Here is a 17782-nt window from a genome sequence, read left to right on the forward strand (position 1 = left end):
GGCAAGTAGTGGCTGCTACCTGCCATTTTGTACTTGCTACCCGACAAGTAGTGGCTGCTACCTGAATTTTAGTGCTTGCTATGGGGCAATAAAAAAAGAGGCGACCCATTCGGGTCGCCTCTACATGGCTATTTATTGATCGAGATATCGTCAATGAAAAAGCGGGATGGCTTTTCGGTAGTTCCTTTTATCTCCTTACCCGTTTCGAAACGAACGATGGTGTTGCTGGTTCCGTTGCTAAAGGTTAGGGTGTACTCGTCGAGCGAGGTGGCACTCTTTCCCTGCTTAAGTGTAACTGCCTGCTTTTGGTCGTTTACAACTACGATTAGCTGGGCGTCGGCATTCCATCCTTTGGCCTTAAACTTAATGGTAAAGGTGCCGTTGTTGGCCGAAAGGTTAAGCGGATACTTATTCTCTATGGCACCGGTGGTGCTGCTGCTGCCCACTCTGATGGCACCTCCAGCCTGATATACGGTACCAATAATCTTAAATAGCTCGTCTCCGGGCCAACCACTCGATCCTGATCCGTCTATTCCACCCTGCTGCGCAGTCGAGAAATCTTCGAAAAGGCTGCTTGCAGCATCGCCAGGGGTGGTGCCACCTTCGCCCGGCTTGGTGGGGTTTAGTATAACCACATCCTCGGTAAAGGTGTTGTTGGAGCCTATCACGGTAAAGGTTACCACAATTTTCCCATTTTGGGTTCCGTCGGCTTGGTAGCTTATCTCTACGTTGGCAAGTTCTTGGGCGTTTACGTTACGTGTAAAAACGGCTACTGGGGTTCCGTTGTTGGTGGTGGTAATTTTGAGGTTGCCTGGCTTAAAGTAGCCAGTACGCTGCTCGCCTATACCGTATATTAGGTTCCCACTTTCCGACTCAATAAGGGTGTTGTAGCTGGAGTAGGCCTTTTTGAAGCTTTCGGTGTAGGTAATCTTTACTCCTGCATTGGTTTGGATATTGGTAAGCGTTAGCTTTTCTGTAGCGTTGGCCGCAAGCGTTACCTCCTTGGTGGCTTCGTAGGCAGGTGTATCCCACTTGGCCTCCGAAAAGGAGCCGCTAGTGGTCTTTACTACGTAGGTGTCGGCTGGTAGCTCAATGTTATTTTCGCCAATTTCAGCATACTTGTCAAATGTCTTAACGGCTTGTCCATCCTTTTTTCGGATGATGCTAACGGCCAAATCTTGCGCCGAAAATCCGCTTTTGGCAATAGTAGTGCTGCTTATTTCAGCCTTTATTTTAAGAAATCCGTTTCCGGCTGCAGGGGTAGGGGTGTCGTCGCTCTTAGAGCAGGCGCTAAATGCCGCTACCGCCAATAGTGCTATAAGATAATTCTTCATTTTTTCTACAACGCTACTTTATGGTTATGGTATACTGATATTTTACGGGACGTTGCACCGATTTGCTGCTAGTTCCTGCTCCCCAAATGCGATCTACAAACTCTGGGTGGTCGACAAATGGGTTGCGGTTGTGCTGGAACTCTTCGGCAACCTCGTTCCTTTTTTGCTCTTTGGCGCTTACGGGGTCGTTTTTATGCCAGCGGATAAACATTTTTATTACCCAAGGATCTAATCCTAAGTCGTCGCTGCTAAATACGTTGTTATCCCATTTGTGAATATCTTCGGCGTAGCGGGTAACAAAGTAGAAGTAGATGCGGGCAATATCGCCCTTGTAGGCATCAATTGGCTCAAATACGGTGGTCGAAATACCCAAGTCTTTTTTGGGATTTCCTAGCTTACTTCCGTTCATAGAGGTAAAGGTGGACGATTCAACCTCTCCAAATGGGTAGTTACTTCTCATGCCGTTAACTTTTCCGTCGGTTGGTAGGATATGCAGGTAGTCCGACACCATCGGACTTTGTGACTTAAACCAGCTTTGAGGGATGCAGTGCTCGCGGTTGAAGCAGTCGCCCTCATTCTTGTAGGTGCCACATCTGTCTTGGTTGGGTTGGAAGTAGTATGGAGGAGTGCCGCTAGGAATGTCGGAGTAGATATCCCAGATGGCGCCTGTATTGTCGGTGCGAATATCGCCCTTAGCGTAGGCTTCGTAAAGAGCATCGTAGCTTTGACCTTTGTAACCGGTGGAGATGATGCTGGTAAGCGCCTTCTTAAGGGCGATGCCCACCTTGCCGGATGCATTTTGGTAGTAGCCGGTGTACGACTCGCCACCCTCTTCGTATGGGAGCTTTATATTAAGAAGCAGCTTAGATCCGGGAGCTAAGCTGGCGCTGCTGGAGGCAATTTGATGCTTATACTCCTTCTTCTCGCCTTTTTCGTCGGTATAGGAGATGGTAACAACTAGTGGACCGCGATAAAAGTATCCCAATCGCTCTTCGTTTGGCTGAAAGGTTAGGCTTCCATCAGGACTCGACACGGTACAGCTGTAGCTGGTACAGGTTTTCTTAAACTTATCGGAGTAGCTGATGCCCAACCCAAAGTTAACCTGCTTTAGTGCAAGGTTGAGGGTGGATACGTTGGCTGCGCTAACCGAAAAGGTGCTGCTGCCCGAGTAGATTGGCTTCTCGAATAGCGGTACGCGCTTGTTGGTTGGCGTAGCGGTAAAGGTGTACTGTCCTGGCTTAATCTCTAAGCCTGCTGCGGGTATATCCGAAGCCTTGGCCAGCTGCACCACGGGGGTGTTATCCTTATCGTTGATTTGAACGGCAAGGCTATCGTAGTTAACCTCCGAATTTGCCGCGGGTGCGGCTAAACGTAGCAATCCTTTCTCCTGGATTACCTCTTCGTGCCGCACATCGGTGTTGCACGATTGCATTGCCAGCGAGCCAAAGGCCAGCGCCAGCAGTAGTTTTTGAAATTGTCTCATTGTTATATTCCGATTATGGGCTGCTACGGCCATCCGAAGCTTCCCATCCTAAGTTTGATATAGATTTAAAAAGAAGTTAGTAATATTTATAGGCGGCAGCCAGGTAAATATTACTAACGGGTTGGTTGATTAATAAAAGAGGCTGCCCTATCGGACAGCCTTTATAAAAAAAGCGAGATTGTTTGATTTCTTCTTATTTCTTGAAATCTGCTACATCAACCATTCCTGGTTTTCCAAAAGAAGCAGTTACAGTTCCTCTAAGAGAAATTTCTTTTTGAAGGATAACTTGGTTTGCTGCAGTTCCTAGGCCTAGCTCATTTCTAGGGGCACCTGTCATTAATTTTACAGCGATACACTTTGTTGGATCTGTTTCGTCTTTTGTTGGAGCTAAAACAATGTTAGTTACGTCTCCTGCTGCAAAATTGCTGTTCTTAATAGAGAATCCACCACCCGATTGAGCAGATACAGCAAATCCTACAACAAAACCTTTAACCCATTTAATGCTATTATCCTGAGTTGCGATTACGTCTGCTACTGAAAAAGGATTTTCAGCAACATCTCCTTTGGCTACTTCTACATTAAATTTGAAGTTGTCAAGACGGAATGTTGTAACAACTTTTGGGTCGGTAGTGGTTGCTTTATACTTAAAGCCAATGTAGATCGTTCCTGAATATTTAGAAAGATCGATGTTCCCAGAATTGTACCATCCCCATTGAACAGACTCCTTGGTTGGAAGTTTTGCTTCTAACTTGATAGGGTTTCCTTTTGCAGGAAGAGAATCAGTCATTACATATACTTCCAATGAACTATTGTCAGCCCAGTAGCCCATTGCGGCATCAAAAGAAAAACTTTTAATTTTAGCATCGGTAACATTGATGGCTTTAGATACTAACCAACTTTCGAACTCACCTGCAGGTGCTCCGTATGCAGTGATTTGAGGATAACGGTTGGTGTTAAACTCACCAACTTTCCAGTCAATAGTTCCTTTTACAAGGGCTGTCGACCAACCTGCAACTTCAACCTTTGCATCTTTAACTCCTGCATTGAAGTCCTCTTTTACTTGAGTTGCTCCTTTTATTACAGGCTTTGTCTCGTCATCGCTCTTAGAGCAAGAAGCCAGTGCTACGGTAGCACATAGGGCAATTGTTAAGAATTTTTTCATTTTTGTTTTTTTGTGGGTTAAACTTATAGTAAAGTATATACTCAAAAAAGGATTGTAAAGGTAGCATTATTTTGCTACCTCACTCCCAAATTTAAAGTTGTCTACTCGGAATGTCGTTGAGTTGCTAGCACCTCCTTTGGCTCTGTACCTAAAACCAACATAAACAACACCGCTTTTTGACGACAAATCGATGCTGCCTGTTGGTATCCATGTATTGACAGGGTCTGTCGCTATGGCAATTCGGGCATTAAGCAGCTCCTTTACTGTTGCCTTCGAAGGATCCTTGTCGTTCATCAGGTATACTTCTAGCGAGGAAGTGTTCATCCAGTAGTTCATAGCCGTTTCAAAAGAGATCAACTTTTGCGTTGCTTTGTCGAGATCAAGACCTGGGGTTACCAGCCAGTATTCGTAATCAGGAGCTGCTCCTTTATGAGCAGATGCTTGGGCATAATGGTTTTGATCTTGATCAAATACCATTGTTAGCCAGTTTCTGTCTCCAATTGTACTAAAGGTGCACCATCCGTTGATTGCAGCAGAACCGTTACTTGCTCCTGCATTAAAACTTTCATTAAGCGATGTTACAATAATAGAAACGTTAGGATCTACGTCTGTTCCGTCGAAGGTTCCTACGTCGTTATAATCGCGGATAAGCAGCTGCCAGGTACTTCCATACTTGGTAGCAACGCAGGTTATCGATCCCATTCCTTTAGGAAGCGTTTTTTGAGAGAAGGTAGCGTAGGAACTGGTGTAAACTAGGCTTCTTCCACCTTTTAAATCGGCAATATCCCTTGAGGTTGGGTATTGGCTTGACTTATCGGCAAATAAATCTTTACCACCACCAGGGAAATAGATGTTTTTAATGGTAATTACCCTATCTACCATATCGGGGGTTAGCTCCGTTAACGAGTTGATGGTTTGTACTTTTACCTTAGAAACATCGCGTCTTCCCTGCTTAAAGATATGCTCTTTTGCAAGGAATAATGGCATACGGCCGATGGTAACATCGCCATTCGATTTTGTGAATGGTGTTCCTATCGCTGTATAACCGTCGTAATTGCCAACGTAAAGCCCCTTACATTCTACAAATATTTCTTGGCCAACGTTGCAGATCTTGTATAAAGAAGAGCCGTCAACAACAAGTTCCAAACCTGCTGTACCTTCAAGATCTTGGAAGTAGATTTTTTTGTAAACGTTACCGCAGGAGTCGGAAGCGTTTACTACTCCTCGAAGCACGATGTTTTCTTTTATCTCTACAGGCGCTTTGTTGGTAAACCTTTCTTTAAACGCTTTTATGGTCATTGTTGCTGCCCCCGTGTACTGGCTTTCCTTGTACTCGGGAGTGTCAAATTCGGGGCTACAGCCTACAACTCCTGCAAGAAGTCCTATGCCTAGTAGCGTGTATAAAAATCTTTTCATATTAGTCTTTTTCAATTTTTAGAATTTAAATCCAATGTTTAGGAAGAAGTTTATTCCTTGTAGGTAGAAGTACTTTCCGGGGAACTTATTGACGTCACCGTCTGCATCTACACGTCCTTGCTCAAATCCGCCTGTTCTGATATTTTTATCGTTTAGGATGTTTTGAACTGAAAGGTTAATGTTTAGTGATGACCTGTTTTTTAGGTAGATCAGCTTACCAATTGATGCATCCCAAATAAAGTTGCTGCTGAATTTTTCTTGGGTGTCGTACTTTGCCTTGTTGCTACTTTCTTTACGAAGGGGCATCAAGTCGATATAGTTGTTATCGTAGTAGTTTAGGTTAGTTTCGAAGAACCACATTTTAGGATGGAAGTAGTTTACCCCAAAGCTTAGCGCAGTTTGTGGTTGTCCGCTCACCTTGTATCCGTCGTAGTAAACAGTTTGTTTCTTATCTGGGCTGGTACCATTCTCGTAGCTGGCAGTACCTGTTGGGTTATTGGTGTACTTGTACTGGCCAACATTTCCTAAGAACTCGAGGGTAATTTGCGAGTTAATTTTAGAAGATAGGCCTAGCTCGATACCCTTGTGCTCTTTATCAACACCTGTAAGGGCGTAGTTAATGAACGTTTGGTATTGATCGTGGTAGAAGTTGCTTATTTCAATTTGATCTTTGAATATGGTGTAGTATCCGCTAACGCGACCTCTTACGATTCCGTAGTTAAACATGTAACCTAAATCGCCAGAGATGATCTTTCCATTTTTAAGATCGCTAATGGTGGTGTTTTTGATACGAGGAGATACGTAAGCATTGGTGGCAAGAGGAGAACGAGTCTCGTATAGAGCGTTTGCAGTTACAAAGTTCTTTCCGTTTACCTTGTAAATAGCGCTTGTTTTTACCGAGATGTCGCTAAAGTTGTTAACTGCACTTTTCCCGTACGAATTTCCTTTGGCACGGCCATTCTCCATGTTTCCATAGCGATAGAACGAGTTAAAGTTGTACTTGGTTGCAGCAGATATCTCCCACCTATTTAAAGATAGGTGTCCTTGAATCCATGCATTGGCAGAGGTAGAGTATAGATCGTAATCATATCCGAACTTATCGTCCTTAGTTACGAGTCTGTTAGGGTTTCTAAGGTCGTTTTGTAGGGCGTTAGGATCAGGTTGTATTCCAGAGTTAATATCTCTTTCTGCGAATTGATCGACATCCTTCCAGTATTTTGCACCTAGTAGATCGTTTATGGTTTTGTAGTGCGAACCAATGTACTTGCGCGCTTCAACTCCTCCAATCAAGGTAATTTTATCTGTTAACGTTTTCTTTAGAGTAGAATTGAACGTTAAATCTTTGTAGTCGTTATTTTGATCTTCTAGGATAAACCCGGCTCTTCCATTCTTGTCTGGGTTACCATTCGATTGGTATAGTTCATCCCATTTTATTTGAGAATAGTTTTTATCTGTTTTCCACTTTTGGGTAACTATTTGGTAGTTTATAGATCCTTTGTCAAAGTAGCTAGGTAAATATCTATAGTAGTCGGGTCTTGGATCGTTGTCGTTATTCCAGTTTAAGCCGCTTTTTTTGTATTGGCTATATCTTCCGGCAATACCTGCATTAAAGGTTGTTTTAGGATCAATCTTCCATTCGTACGAGATAAGAACCGAAGGCTCGAATGACTTAACAACACGAGCATTGCGTTTTTTTCCTTCTTGATATCCCCAGTTTGGGTTGTAGAGATTGTCGCCAACTAAATCGTATGCTTCTTGAACGCTTCCTGCGCTGGTACCTCTTTCGGTAGGCGAACCAAAGGTGGTGATGGAGATGCTGTGGCGGCTGTTAAAGATTTTTTCGGCGCTTAACAAGTAGGCCCAGCTGTTGTAGTAGGTTCCTTCAATATTTCCCTCCTTAGCCCAACGTTGCGAGCCAGATGCGGTAAAAGCCCATCCGTTTTTTAGGATACCGGTAGAGTAGGTGGCCATAGCACGGGTGGTGTATGCCCTGTTGGCGAAGGCAAGGCTTGCTTTTGCACCAATGGCTTGGTGGCTTGGTCTTAAATCTATGTTCGAGGCTCCTCCAACATTTCCGTAGGAGTAGGTCGTCATTTCAATCCCATTTCCACCGTCCCTGTTTCTGAAGGCATCGTTTAATCCTCCAATAGACGAGTACTGGAAGTTACCACGCTCGCTGGTGTTAAAGTTAATGCCGTTGATGTAGGTGGTAAAGTTATCCTGATCGTAGCCACGGAGGTTAAAGCGCATAGCTCCAAACTTAAATCCGAAGTTAGAAAAGTAAACGTCATCAGAGGAGGCTAAAACGGTAGATATGTTTTGAGTGCTACCCTCCTCATTGCCTAACTCCGATTCGTCGAGCACCATGGCAACTTCAGATTGGTTGGTGGCTAGCTGCACGGCAATGGTTCCTAAGTCAACCATCTCATCAGGATTAATAGCAACCTCAATGGTCTTTCCATTAATTTGTGGGGCTGTAATGGTGAGTACGCCATTACCAGGAAGCATGTTGCGAAGTTCGAAAATACCTTTTGCATCGGTTTTGGTGGTTGCTCCTGTCGAGATTTTGATCGTAACGTTAGCAATTCCCTCTTTTGTTTTCGAATCTACAATCCTTCCCTTAATTACGCCAGAATCTGCCATCGCATAAGATGATAGGAATAGCGTAATAATCAAGGAGATTATCATTCTCATAATTAAACTATTTTTGGTTTTACTTGGTTTTTTTACTTGACTTTATAGTATACTTTGACCATTTTGCTTTTGGCCGCTGTATTGCTAGCGTTGCTGCCCCAAATCTTTTCGATAAATTCGGGATGGTCTACATATGGGTTTCGGTTGTTTTGAAACTTTTGAGCCTCGTTATTTCTTACTCGTTCTTTTGGGCTGACAGGATCATTTTTACTCCAACGTAGAAACATGTTGATGGTCCATTGGTCGAGACCCAGATCGTTGGAGTTAAACACTTCCTCTGTACTTCCATTGTTTGCATCGTATTTGCTTAAGACATCGGCATATCTAGTCACGAAGTAGAAGTAAATGCGTGCAATATCACCTTTGAAGTCGTCTATAGGTTCGAACACGGTTCCGTTGTAGCCTAAGGTAGACTTTGCGGAGCCCAACTTACTTCCATTTCTTGAAGTCCAAGAGGCAGAACCTACTTCTCCATAAGGGTAGTTACTTCTTCTTCCATTTACATATCCATCGGTTGGCAAAATGTGTAGGTAGTCGGAATACATGGGCGTGTCGTCGTTAAACCAGCTCTTAGGGATGGTGTGCTCTCTATTGTAACAGCTGCCTTCGCCAGAGTACGATCCACACTGGTCTTGTCCTGGCTGATAAAGGTAGGGGGCTTTCCCTAATGGTATGTCAGAGTATACATCCCAAATGGCACCAGTACCATCTGTTCTAATGTCTCCAATTTTGTAAGCCGACCATAAATCGTTGTACGATTTTGCCTGATATCCTGTGGATATAATCGTTGTTAGAGCCTTTTTTAGTTCGATACCAGTCTTGCCCAAAGCGTTCAGGTAGTAGGCTTCGTAATTCCCGCCTCCATTTTCTTCGTCGGGATGACTGAAAACTAAGGCTAGTGTGGAACCCGGTGCAATTTGTTTGCTTGTAGCATCAATCTTTTGGATCTTATTCTGTACAACGCCCTGCTTATCGGTGTATGTGAGCTTTATTTCGAGAGGTCCAGAGGTAAAGTATCCAAGGCGATCTTCCTTGCTTCCGTAGGTTAGGCTTCCGTCTGGACTGCTTATGGTGGTGGTATAGTTGGTAAATTCAGATTTGAATTTTTCCGAGTAGTTTACCTGAACAGCAACGTTTGCTTGCTTTAATGTTAGCGTTACGTTTGCCTCCGATTTGTTTAAATTCGTATTACAGCTACCTCCGTATGATGGACGATTGAATAGCGGTAATCTTTTATTGGTTGGAGTTCCTTCTATTGTATATTCTCCAAGATCGAGCGGTATTCCTGTCGCTGGTATTTGCGAAATTGAAGAATAGGTGTGCATAATTTTCCCGTCAGATCTTTTCACTTGTATCAAAACGCTATCCGATGGCGGAAGTGGTTTTTCATATGCAATCATGACCTTCAATGCTCCGCCTATGTGTGGTTCTTCTCCACCTTTTTCAGAGCTGCATCCCCCGATAAAAAATGCCAGAGAGACTATCCCTAGCAAATTGTTAAATCCCCTCATAATTCAGTCAGTCAGTAAATAAATCTGGTTTATAAGACCGCTTGTAGTAAATGTAAAGCCCTTCTCCTTCTCAATTTTTTCTTGTTTTAGTGAAAAAAATAGAGGAAAAGGACACAAACCTAATAAAAAAAGATGTATGATTTTAAGTAAAAGTTAAAAAAATAAAATAATTCTCGTGATTTTGTTAAAATTAAGCTTGAATGTGTAATATTGTGACCCATTTTTAAATCAGAGTTTTGAAAAAATACTTATCACTTTTAGTTGTTGCTTTGTCCTTTTCCTCTTGCCACGAGCAAATAGGAGGCGAAGCCGTTGAACCTCCAATTATTATTGGTCCTGTTGTACAGGGAGATAATCTGGTTATGGGTAATCCTTCGAAGGCTACTGCCGATATTGTCAATGCAAATAATTACCTGATGGTAAAACCTCAGTATGTTCTATCATATAATAATTCGACGCACCTATGCAATTGGGTTAGCTGGCATTTAAACAAGGCTTGGTTAGGTAGTGTTGATCGGCAAGACGATTTTAGGGCAGATGTTGATTTGCCTTCTGGTTGGTTTGCTGTTCAAAATTATAGCTTTAGCGGTTCTGGCTTTGATAGGGGGCATATGTGTCCTTCTGCCGATAGAACAGCAACATTTGTAGATAACTCTGCCACTTTTTTAATGACCAATATGGTTCCTCAGGCTCCTAATAATAACCAAATACCATGGGCTAACTTTGAGATGTACTGCCGTTCGTTAGCAGAGAAAGGGTACGAACTTTATATTGTTTCAGGACCTCAGGGAAAGGGAGGGACTGGTAGGAATGGCTACACAGAAACGTTGGGCAGTAATGGGATTGTTGTTCCTCAGTATACATGGAAAGTTGTACTTGCAATTTATAACGGGAACGACGATTTGAAAAGGGTTAGTGAAGCGACGAGGACTATTGGGATTTGGATGCCAAATACTCAGGATGCTTCATCTAAATCATGGTCTGCATATCGTGTATCTGTCGATTTTATAGAAGGGAAAACTGGGTTTGACTTTTTCTCGAATGTTCCTGAAAATATTCAAAAGGTGATTGAGGCACGTGTGGATGCGGAGAATTAGATGTATTGAACAATTGTTTCTTTCAGAAACTTTTCTTCTAAAATTCTTTTCATTCGCTTAATGAGGGTTCTTCGCATCTCGAGTTCAACGGGGAGCATTGGGTCTTGATGCGCCTCGTTGACGCGGGTTCCTACAAGAAAGGTAATCTCGTCGCTATTTATGAGATGATGTACGATGGTGTCGGCAGGCCCATAGCCGAGTCTGTAGTCTTCATTAAATTTTTCGAGTATGCTAAAGGCTTTACTAAGGGTTAGTATGCCTTCGCTTACCAGATCGACTCCCTGCATGGAGGATGTAGGAGGGAGGTCGGGATCGTAAATGGCTGCATTGTCTATAATGGGAAGCGCGAGCTCTCGGGCAATAATATTTGCGGTTGTTGCTCCACAAATAATTTTTTTCCCATCGAAGTACTTCAACTTACTTGCCAGCTGATGGTCATTTGTCTCTTCATAGGGAGGACCGGTGCATATTAGCAACTTGCGCGGAGTTCGAAAGTAGATAACGGCGCAGCTGGCATCATCCTTAAGCTTCCACCCATCAATTGATGCTGCCATATTTACAACCTTTGCGGCAAGCTTGCTGGCAGGTATTTGCGGATCGGCAGCTATCATTTTATGAGCAAATTTAGTGGCTTCTTCGATGCCCCATCCTCTGGGGAATTCGTCTGTTCCAAGGCCGCTTTGAGTTACCCCATCACTCCAGAATAGTATCCGATCTTCCTTGGCGGGTTTGAATCTGCAGGTAAGAATTTCTTTTATGTTTGTCTGCTTTGCTTCCGGAACAATACATTGCCATTCGGGATCGAATATCTCCTTCCCATTTATTACGATTGTTTGCGGGTTATCATATTCTATGATTGTAACGTCGTTATTTAGGTCTACATCTACGATTGTGAACGTGGAATAGCTCATTTGTCGCTGGCTACAAACGGGGAGGGCGTTCATAATAATTTCGGTAATGGCATTAGGTGATTTGTGCTCGATCGTAAAGTTGAGCGCCATTGTTGATGTAAGAGTTGCCAATACGTTCGCTTTTACGCCGTGCCCCATTCCGTCGGAGAGAACGGCAATGACGCGCTGCTTTCCATCAATCTTTTTTGAAAGAAAAACATCGCCACAAATGCGCTCTTCGTGGTGAGATTTCTGGAAATATCCAACTTCGATAAAGAATGGGCTATTCATTACCTTTCGATTCTTCAAGTGGGTTATGCTTAAATGCCTTAATGATAGAGTTGAGCATTCTTTCTGATTCGGCAGCGCCTTCTCCTAGGAGGAACCCTATTTTTTGGACAATGTTGAGATTTTTGTCGATCACTTCGGTGATGCGGCTAATCAGCTCTTCTTTTTGAATCTCAGGTATAAGCAGATCTCTAAAAATTCCACCAATTTGGTTGCCACTACCTAGAGGAAAGACTTGTATATTTATAAGTCGCTCCTTGTAGGTAAAGTCTTTGTTGGTGGCCTCGTTAGGATTGCTTGATACAAGATAAAACTGGTTAAAAATGTCGGGAGGTAGAAGGGTTTTTAGGTTTGCGCCTATCAGTCCTGGTATAACTTCGTTGATTTCAATGGCATCATCGCCTAGAAGCTCAATAAAGCTGTCGTTGGAGTAGATGATTTTGAGATTTTTATCAACGAAAACTACTCCAAATGGCAGCTTTCTAATGGTGGCGTAAAGCGTTTCTTGAGCTTCGTGCGCCACATCTTTCGATTTTGTTGCGTTTTTCTCCGATTCGGCAAGCGCTTCTAGACTTTTTTTGTATTTATCAGTCTCCTGCTTTAGAAGTTGTCGTTGCTTATTAATCGTTTTTTTGTTGTTGAGTAGGCATATGTCGGGGGTGGCAAAGCCGTAGTAGGTAGCGATTGCCATATCTCTGCACGAGTTAAATCCGCAACCTTTACAATCAAGATTTTCTGTTTTGAGATCTTTGTTTGTTTCTTGGAGAATCTTCTCGATAGCCTCTTCTTGAATGTTATCAATTCGCTGCTTATTCTCTTTAAAGGTCGCATCAAGAGGGATGTACTTAAATCTTTTGATATTCTCATCCCATTTATTTTTATCTAAAGATTCAATTCTTTTTCGGGCAAATTTTACCACTTCGGCTCTTCTCACTTGGTAGTTTCGCAGCTTGGTGGTGCCTGGTCCCATTAGGCAGCCATGGCACATAAAGCAGTTAAAGTTACTTCGGATGTTGTCTATATTTCGTTCGAAAGAATCTAAAAGGGCAATGATGTATGGCGCATCCGAGACTGTGGTCATGTTGCCTCGGAGTAGGTTTTGGGAGATTTTTGCAGCCTCTAGTAGTCCAGTCCTTAATGGATATAGCTCTCCTTCCGCTCCATATGGAGGATCAAAGTCGGAAAACTCGAGATTTGTTTCCTTTATGTTGAGCTCATTGAATATGTCTCTCAGTTCTCTGAAGGTAAGTACTGCATCGATGAGTCCCGGATGTTTTAATGCTTCATTTTTGGTCTCAACACAAGGGCCGATGTAGACTATTTTTATGTCGTTTTTATGAAGTTCCTTTACTACGCGAGCCGATGCGATCATGGGCGAGGCGATTGGCGCTAAGTTGGGTGTTAATTCAGGATAATATTTCTCGACCAGCGATACAACCGAAGGGCAGGTTGAAGAGATGAAGTATTTCCCGTTAAATTCATTTTGAAGCTTTGCATATTCTCTAGCAACGAGATCTACCCCAAACGATACCTCGTAAACATTGGTAAATCCGACAGCCCTGAGCATGTGCGCAAATTTTCTATAGTCGGTAATATCCGGGAATTCGGCTGAAATAGATGGTTCGCAAAGGGCGGCAACTTTATTTCCTTTATCAATTATGGTATAGCAATTTTGTTTAGAATTTCTGAAGAAAATAGCGTCAACAGGGCACGCTTCCTCGCACAGACCGCAGCCAATGCAGCGTTTTGACGAGATGTGCAGCTCATCGCCAGTGCTATCTACTTCAATAGCTTTTACGGGGCAAGCGCGGATGCAGGCATAGCATGTTACGCATTTACTCTTATTTATCGTGTAGAGAGGAACTTCCATCTTCTGCAAATTTTAGGTGGTTATTAAGAAGTTCTTTGACGGTTTTATAGTCGACTTTTTCAAAAGTTTTGTCTTGAATTATTAGAATAGGGCCTTGCCCACATAAATCGAGGCAATGTGCACCTTTTACCAGCACTTTTTTTTCTAGCTGATTCGCGGAAATAAAATCGTCAACTTCGCGTAGCAGCATTTTATTACCCCTCGAAAAGCAGCTACTACCTAGACAAACGGTAATTTGTATGCAAGGTTGTGAATTCTCTAACATAGTGTCCAGAATTTTGATTATATTGCAGCTATCTTCCAAAGTTAGCTAATAATTCTAACGAAATCGATGGGATTATTGGTATTTTGAAACGATGTAAATACTATTTTTGCTCCTGATTATTATACTGATTATATGAAACTGCCTGAAAAAACCATCGAAAGGCTAAGTGAATACCGACGAACCCTGTTTAACTGCTTTTCCAACGGAAAAACGCATATCTATTCGCATGAATTGGCCAAGTTGCATAGTAATACGGCAGTTCAAGTACGTAGAGATCTTATGTTGATCGGATTCTCTAGTTTGACCAAGAAAGGGTATGATGTAAAGGAATTAATTGACCTAATTTCTAAAATTTTGGATAGCCGCGATGGTCAAAATGTGGCTGTTATCGGTATGGGAAACTTAGGAAAGGCTATTACAGCGTACTTTAATGGTAAGCGTTCAAAGCTTAATATTAAGGCGGCCTTTGATATAGATCCAGATAAGATTGGTGCTCAGCAATCTGGCGTTTCTTGTTACCACATTGATGAGTTTAACGAGATTGTAAAGAGAGAGAATATTACAATTGCTGTAATTACAGCCTCTCCTAGCTCAACTCCTTTTTTGGCTGACTTGATTGAAAAAGCAGGAATAAAGGGGGTGCTAAACTTTACATCCACTCCAATAAATTTTTCGGAGAATGTTTATCATGAGGAGTATGATATGATAACATCTCTAGAAAAAGTGGCCTATTTTGTAAAAGAACGATCTTTAAAGAGGAAGAGCGTATAAGGCTCTTTTCCTTATTAAATAACTTCTGAAGAGTTGGATTCGTCTGGCTTGAGGAAATCTTTTTTATTAACCTAATCCAAAGGACTATCTGATGGAGAAGAGAATTGGTGCGGCACTTATTGTCGTGGAGGATAAGTCGGTTGTAGAACCGCTTAATCAGTTGATATCCAAAAATTCACATCTAATTCTTGGTCGTCAAGGCTTGCCCTTGAGCGATCGTTCTATTAGCGTTATATCGCTTGTTTTAGAGGGGACAACCGACGAAATAGGTGCTTTTACAGGGCCCGTTGGGCGCCTTAAAGGTGTAACGGTAAAGTCTATCCTAGTTCCATTGGCACCCAATCGTGTTATCCCGTAACCTTTATCCGGAATATTCTCGGATAATTTCCACATAAAACTACGTGTATGAAATTTAATCCTGAACGTTATAGAATTAGCGATGAAAAATCGGTTCCCTTTATAGATGCCGATGAAATTTGGACTTACCTGAATAATGCATCTTCAACTGCAGAGCAGGTTAGGGCAATTATTCAAAGGTCGTTAAGTAAGAATAGACTTTCGTTAGAGGAAGTTGCCGTTTTGGTGAATACGACCGATCCGTTGCTAATTGAGGAGATAAAAGAAGGGGCGCGTGAGCTTAAAAGAAAGGTTTACGGCAACAGAATGGTGCTTTTTGCTCCTCTTTACCTTGGAAATCTTTGCCAAAATAACTGTTTATATTGTGGTTTTAGGTCTACCAATAAGGATCAGCATCGCGTAACGCTTACTAAAGAGCAAATTATTCGTGAGGTTGAAGCCTTAGAAAGTGTAGGACAAAAACGCTTGGTGCTATCGTTAGGTGAGCATAAAAATTACGATGCGGCGTTTATAGCAGATTGTGTTCGTACTGTTTACTCTGTAAAGAAGGGGAATGGAGAAATTCGGCGTGTAAATGTAAATGCAGCGCCAATGGATCATGAAGGATTTGAAACTGTTCGTCAGGCTGGAATTGGAACTTATCAGATTTTTCAAGAAACCTACCATCCCGAAACTTATGCCAAATACCATAAATCTGGGCCAAAGAGCGATTTTAATTGGCGTCTAACTGCATTTGATCGTGCTCAAGACGTAGGTTTGGATGATAATGGGTTCGGGGTTTTGTTCGGTCTGTATGATTGGAGGTATGAGGTATTGGCTCTGGTTCGTCATACCAATCACTTGGAAGCTTGCTATAACGTTGGTCCGCATACCATATCTTTCCCTCGAATTAAGGATGCGTCTTCGATGAATGTTGATGATCGCTATTTGGTCTCGGATGAAGATTTTGTGAAGTTGATAGCAATTTTGCGATTAGCAGTTCCGTATACAGGACTTATATTGACCGCTCGCGAGCCTTCCTTAGTCAGAAAAGAGGCTTTAGATTTCGGTGTTTCACAGCTTGATGGCGGGACTAAGCTTGAGATTGGAAGCTATTCCGAAACGGAGCATCAGCAGGATTTAAAGCGCGAGCAGTTTAAGATTAATGATGATAGAAGCCTTGCTGAGGTGATTGACGACTTACTTGATAACAAGTATATTCCCTCTTTTTGTACAGCTTGTTATAGGAGAGGTAGAACTGGAGAGCACTTTATGGAGTTTTCAGTTCCTGGTTTCATTAAAAGATTTTGCACCCCAAATGCTCTTTTAACTCTTGTTGAATATATTCAAGATTATGCGAGTCCTAGTGTTGCAGAGAAAGGATGGAGGTTGATTAATGAGACAGTTGAGGAACTTGAGGACGATAAGTTTAAAATAGAGCTGATTAAAAGAATTGAGAAAATAAAGCAGGGAGAAAGAGACTTGTATTTTTAGTGTAAAAGCGTGATTAACTCACGCTTTTATTTTTTGAAATGTTTTGAGTCTCCCCATTTTTCGTAGCCTATTTCGTTTCCTGTAAGGCCAATTCGGGCATCCAAGCATCCTGTGCATTCTTCGGCAGATTCGTCAGTACATGGCTTATTTTCATAAAGCTTGTAGTTGTCCCTGTAAGCACCAGGTGTGATATTCGGCATTACAATATTAGCACCTACTTTTATAGCCTTTTCTCTGCCTACTTTATCGATTGCTTGTAGTGCAGTTGCGGCTGCAATATTAATATCCTTCATGTAGATTCTTAACGTTGCAATCATTTTAAGGCTAAGCTCGAACCGATCTTTCAATGGCATGAGGCTGTTTTTATACTTATAAAGAGGTGTGTCGCGATGCTCTATGTATGGTCCCATGCCGCACATGTCTATGTCCATTTCTTTAAAAAAGATCAAATCTCGCGCTAAATCTTCAATAGATTGGAAAGGTAGTCCAATCATAACGCCAGTTCCTACTTGGTAGCCAACCGATTTTAAATTGCGAAGTGATTTAATTCGTGTCTCAAAACTATGAATGTCGTTTTCTGGATGTATTTTATTGTACAGCTCTTTTGTTGATGATTCTATTCTTAAGAGATATCTGTGTGCGCCAGCATCGAACCATTTTTGGTAGGTTTCTTTGCTTTGTTCTCCTAATGATAATGTAACACCAAGTTCATGGCCTGCTGAAATTTTTTTTATCTCTTTTAGGAGATTTTCAATCCTACTAGTAAATGCGGAGGAGGTTATTTCTCCACCTTGAATTACAATGGAGCCATATTTATTATCGTGCGCAAATTTTGCGGCACTAAGGATCTGCTCGTCAGATAGGGTGTAGCGTTCAACGGTGGTATTATCAATCCGAATGCCGCAGTAGAGGCAGTTTTTGCGGCATATGTTAGAAAACTCAATTAGGCCTCGTAGGTATACAATATTTCCGACAAATTCCTCTTTTACTTTTGCCGCTTCTGCAAAGAGTTGCTTGCGGTCATCTCCTTCAGCCTTTAGTAGTAAGACTAAATCATCGAAAGTGAGCTCCGCTTTTTTTAGTATGGTGTTAATGCTTGCCATGCTATGAAATTTGAAGCCATAAAGATAGTTGAATATTCTAACTGGCAACCCATAAAAAAGCCCCGCTA

The 17782-nt window shown here is 42.2% G+C and carries 14 protein-coding genes; 4 read left to right on the top strand and 10 right to left on the bottom strand.

What is annotated here, in order from left to right; genetic code table 11:
* Positions 1-128: 128 nt before the first annotated feature.
* From L990_RS12255 to L990_RS19315, 6 genes are all read right to left on the bottom strand, one after another.
* Positions 129-1334, bottom strand: a complete 1206-nt coding sequence (locus L990_RS12255) for a DUF4493 domain-containing protein (protein WP_047449686.1) — start codon at positions 1332-1334, stop codon at positions 129-131.
* A 13-nt stretch (positions 1335-1347) separates the two neighbouring features.
* Positions 1348-2817: an endonuclease gene (locus L990_RS19310; RefSeq protein ID WP_197057281.1), complete on the bottom strand. Its 1470-nt coding sequence runs from the start codon at positions 2815-2817 to the stop codon at positions 1348-1350.
* A 193-nt stretch (positions 2818-3010) separates the two neighbouring features.
* Positions 3011-3979, bottom strand: coding sequence for a DUF6359 domain-containing protein (locus tag L990_RS12265; RefSeq protein WP_047449689.1), 969 nt, complete (start codon positions 3977-3979; stop codon positions 3011-3013).
* A 66-nt stretch (positions 3980-4045) separates the two neighbouring features.
* A complete protein-coding gene (locus tag L990_RS12270; RefSeq protein WP_047449694.1) occupies positions 4046-5395 on the bottom strand; it encodes a DUF5689 domain-containing protein in 1350 nt (449 codons plus the stop codon).
* An 18-nt stretch (positions 5396-5413) separates the two neighbouring features.
* A complete protein-coding gene (locus L990_RS12275) occupies positions 5414-8089 on the bottom strand; it encodes a carboxypeptidase regulatory-like domain-containing protein (RefSeq protein WP_047449697.1) in 2676 nt (891 codons plus the stop codon).
* Positions 8090-8121: 32 nt separating this feature from the next.
* The gene (locus tag L990_RS19315) at positions 8122-9489 is read right to left on the bottom strand and encodes an endonuclease (RefSeq protein ID WP_197057282.1); all 1368 of its coding nucleotides are present in this window, start codon (positions 9487-9489) and stop codon (positions 8122-8124) included.
* 347 nt (positions 9490-9836) lie between these two features.
* On the opposite strand from L990_RS19315, the gene L990_RS12285 reads away from it, so the two are divergent.
* A complete protein-coding gene (locus L990_RS12285; RefSeq protein ID WP_197057283.1) occupies positions 9837-10697 on the top strand; it encodes a DNA/RNA non-specific endonuclease in 861 nt (286 codons plus the stop codon).
* Here the strand turns inward: L990_RS12285 and L990_RS12290 are convergent.
* From L990_RS12290 to L990_RS12300, 3 genes are read right to left on the bottom strand one after another with little or no spacing between them, the layout of a single operon-like run.
* On the bottom strand, positions 10694-11896 hold the full coding sequence (locus L990_RS12290) for a SpoIIE family protein phosphatase (RefSeq protein WP_197057284.1): 1203 nt from the start codon (positions 11894-11896) through the stop codon (positions 10694-10696). The two genes, L990_RS12285 and L990_RS12290, sit on opposite strands and share 4 nt — an antisense overlap.
* On the bottom strand, positions 11871-13745 hold the full coding sequence (locus L990_RS12295) for a [Fe-Fe] hydrogenase large subunit C-terminal domain-containing protein (RefSeq protein ID WP_052180982.1): 1875 nt from the start codon (positions 13743-13745) through the stop codon (positions 11871-11873). Before L990_RS12295 ends, L990_RS12290 begins: the two co-directional genes overlap by 26 nt.
* On the bottom strand, positions 13717-14010 hold the full coding sequence (locus L990_RS12300; RefSeq protein ID WP_156121536.1) for a (2Fe-2S) ferredoxin domain-containing protein: 294 nt from the start codon (positions 14008-14010) through the stop codon (positions 13717-13719). Before L990_RS12300 ends, L990_RS12295 begins: the two co-directional genes overlap by 29 nt.
* Positions 14011-14142: 132 nt before the next feature.
* On the opposite strand from L990_RS12300, the gene L990_RS12305 reads away from it, so the two are divergent.
* From L990_RS12305 to hydG, 3 genes are all read left to right on the top strand, one after another.
* Positions 14143-14781, top strand: a complete 639-nt coding sequence (locus L990_RS12305; protein ID WP_047449709.1) for a redox-sensing transcriptional repressor Rex — start codon at positions 14143-14145, stop codon at positions 14779-14781.
* A gap of 91 nt (positions 14782-14872) precedes the next feature.
* Complete coding sequence (locus L990_RS12310; RefSeq protein ID WP_047449712.1) at positions 14873-15139, top strand: TM1266 family iron-only hydrogenase system putative regulator; 267 nt, start codon at positions 14873-14875, stop codon at positions 15137-15139.
* A gap of 47 nt (positions 15140-15186) precedes the next feature.
* Positions 15187-16611, top strand: a complete 1425-nt coding sequence (gene hydG / locus L990_RS12315; RefSeq protein ID WP_047449715.1) for a [FeFe] hydrogenase H-cluster radical SAM maturase HydG — start codon at positions 15187-15189, stop codon at positions 16609-16611.
* Positions 16612-16637: 26 nt separating this feature from the next.
* On the opposite strand, the gene hydE is transcribed toward hydG, so the two are convergent.
* Positions 16638-17714: a [FeFe] hydrogenase H-cluster radical SAM maturase HydE gene (hydE, locus tag L990_RS12320; protein WP_047449718.1), complete on the bottom strand. Its 1077-nt coding sequence runs from the start codon at positions 17712-17714 to the stop codon at positions 16638-16640.
* Between the last annotated feature and the right edge of the window lie 68 nt (positions 17715-17782).

Source organism: Alistipes sp. ZOR0009, from assembly GCF_000798815.1.
Classification (GTDB): domain Bacteria; phylum Bacteroidota; class Bacteroidia; order Bacteroidales; family ZOR0009; genus Acetobacteroides.